Raw genomic sequence first — 3,107 nt, 5'->3', positions numbered from 1 at the left:
CGAGCGTGAACTTGGTACCGACGCGTCGGCTGTAGACACTGACGGCGATGGTATTCGCGACGATGTCGAGGTCCTTACCGATGGCACCGATCCGGTAGACGCGAAGTCCTTCAAGCCTGCTGCTCCGCAGCCGGGTGAGAAGGAAGTCCTCCCGTCGATCGAATCTTTGTCGGGCACCATTAAGCGTGAGCAGGATAAGGACACTCAGGGCAAGGACATCCCGCTGCTTGATGTCACGAATGCTGACGCTGCACCGGTCAAGATTGTCGCTGTGCCGACTGGCAAGCTGGGCGAAGACGAAGACGGCAACCTGAACTATGAGACTGATGACGCTATCGAGGTTGCATCGCTTGACGACGTCGCAGCAATCCAGGAGGGCAAATTCAAATCAGGCGAGCTCACGTTTGAAAAGGACACGGAGTACACCCTCGTGGCGGAGTCCCCGAATGGCGAGCGCACCAAGGGTGGCACGTTCCTGGTTACCGAGACCCTGACTACCAAGACCCCGTCCATTGATCCGGTGAAGGCTGATGACACTAAGGTCACTGTCACGGCTCCTGCAGGCAGCGAGGTGAAGGTAACCCTGCCGTCTGGTGAGGAAGTAGCCGCAAAGGAGGATCCGGATAATCCGGGTACCTTCACCGCAGATATTCCTGAGGGCGAAGAGCTCAAGGAAAACGATGAGATCACGGCTATTGCCAGGGAGAATGGTAAGAAGCCTTCGAAGCCGGCAACCGCAACCGTCGCAGCTGCTACGGCGCCGGAGACTCCAACCGACCCTGGGACCGATAACACCTACGGCGTTGACTACCCAGCACTGGAGAACCTTGCTGTGGACGGCGAGAACGCCACCGCTACGGTTTCCCCGAAGCTGACCCTCAACGGTGAGCCCGCGGATACCTTGCCTGAGGGATCTAAGTTCACGGCAGATACCTCCAAGGCCCCTGAGGGCACAAAGGTGGACTTCGATGAGAAGGGTGTCGCAACTATCACCGTTCCGAAGCAGGAGCCGGGTGCTCCGGCGCAGGTCTTTGAGCTGCCGGTTACCGCTACTATCGATGGCGAAGAGTTCACCGACACCATCGTTGTTCAGGTCCCAGCAGGCGAGGAGAAGCCGGCGCCGAAGGATTTGGTCGTCGATAAGCTACAGGGGCAAGAGACCTGGTCCGATGAGGCCATTGACCCGATCCAGGTCGCAGCCACCACCGCTGATGGTGTGGGGTTGTCCAACCCCACCTATGAGCTCGTCGGCGCGCCTGAGGGAATCACCATCGATGAAAACGGCAAGATCACCGGTACCCCTGCCTATAACAAGGACACCGCTGATATGGTGACCGAGGATGGCGAAGCGGTCTACAACGTCACCGTCAAGGTCACCGATGGTGACAACACCGGTACCCAGACGTTCCCGCTCGTGGTCAAGGACGCCACCGCAGACTCCGACAATGACGGTCTGACGGACAAGGAAGAAGCTGAAAAGGGCACCGACCCGAAGAAGGTCGACACCGATGGTGATGGCCTGAGCGATAAGGAAGAGGTTGATGGCTCCAAGAACAACGGCGAGCCGACCGATCCGACTAATGCCGACAGCGATAAAGACGGCGTTAACGACGGCGACGAGGTCAACAACAAGGACAAAGACGGTAACCCCGCCCCGACTGATCCGAACGATGAGAATGATAAGCCGGCAGGTCCGCAGGTAGCTGTCGACGAGTCCTCCAAGACCCCGGTGGATGCTACCGACGAAGAGCAGTCGACTGGTGTGAAGGTGGAGAACCCGACGGGTAAGACCACGGTGACCGCCAAGGATGAGGACGGTAAGGGTGTTCCGGTCAAGATTGACCCGGAGACCGGTGAAGTCCTCGTGACGCCGGGTGAGGGTGTTGATGGTCCGATTACCGTGACTGTTGAGGATCCGTCTCTGGACCAGCCTGTCGCTGCTGAGGTTGCGGTCGATGGTCACGAGAAGGGCAAGGATGACAACAACTCCGAGCCTGCAAGCGACTCAGACAACGACGGCGTTACGGATGAGCAAGAGCTTGCCGACGGCACCAACCCGAACAAGGCCGATTCTGATGATGATGGCTTGAGTGACGGTGAGGAGAAGCAGCGCGGTACTGATCCGAACAAGGCTGATTCTGATGGCGATGGCGTCAATGATGGTGACGAGGTCAAGAATGGCACCGATCCGCTGAAGGTCGACTCTGATGGTGATGGCTTGACCGACGGTGAGGAGAAGGAGAAGGGTACTGATCCGCTCAAGGCTGACACTGATGGTGATGGCCTGAGCGATAAGCAGGAGGTTGATGGTTCCGAGAACGGTAAGTACAACAACGAGCCGACGGATCCGAAGGAGCCTGACTCCGATGGTGATGGCCTGACTGACCGTACTGAGATTGAGATCGGTACCAACCCGAACGTGGCCGATACCGATGGCGACGGCGTCAACGACGGTGCCGAGGTCAAGGCCGGCACTAACCCGATCGTGAAGGATGAGACTCCTGAAGAGCCTGCCAAGGACTCTGATGGTGATGGTGTCTCTGACGAGCAGGAAGCTGCTGACGGTACTGATCCGAATAAGGCTGACTCCGATGGTGATGGCCTGACTGATGGTGAGGAGAAGGATCGCGGTACTGATCCGACGAAGGCCGATTCCGATGGCGACGGTGTCGATGACGCCCAGGAGATTGAGGACGGCACCGACCCGCTGAAGGCTGATTCTGATGATGATGGCGTGAATGACGGTGAGGAAAAGGGGAAGGGTACTGATCCGCTCAAGGCTGATACCGATGGTGATGGCCTGAGCGATAAGCAGGAGCTGGATGGTTCCGAGAACGGTAAGTACAACAACGAGCCGACGGATCCGACGAAGGCTGACTCCGATGGTGATGGTCTGACTGACCGTACTGAGATTGAGATCGGTACCAACCCGAATGAGGCCGATACCGATGGCGACGGCGTCAACGATGGTGCCGAGGCTAAGGCCGGCACTAACCCGATCGTGAAGGATGAGACTCCTGAAGAGCCTGCCAAGGACTCTGATGGTGATGGTGTCTCTGACGAGCAGGAAGCTGCTGACGGTACTGATCCGAATAAGGCTGACTCTG

The 3,107-nt window shown here is 58.0% G+C and carries 1 pseudogene; it reads left to right on the top strand.

Going from position 1 to position 3,107, the window contains the following annotated elements:
• Nucleotides 1–3,107: pseudogene (locus FPP74_RS12100) on the top strand (putative Ig domain-containing protein); the annotation flags it as partial.

The organism is Corynebacterium sp. NML180780, from assembly GCF_007786415.1.
Classification (GTDB): Bacteria; Actinomycetota; Actinomycetes; order Mycobacteriales; family Mycobacteriaceae; genus Corynebacterium; species Corynebacterium gottingense.
The sequence above is the reverse complement of the archived record's forward strand: the minus strand, read 5'-3'. Positions and strand labels throughout refer to the sequence as shown.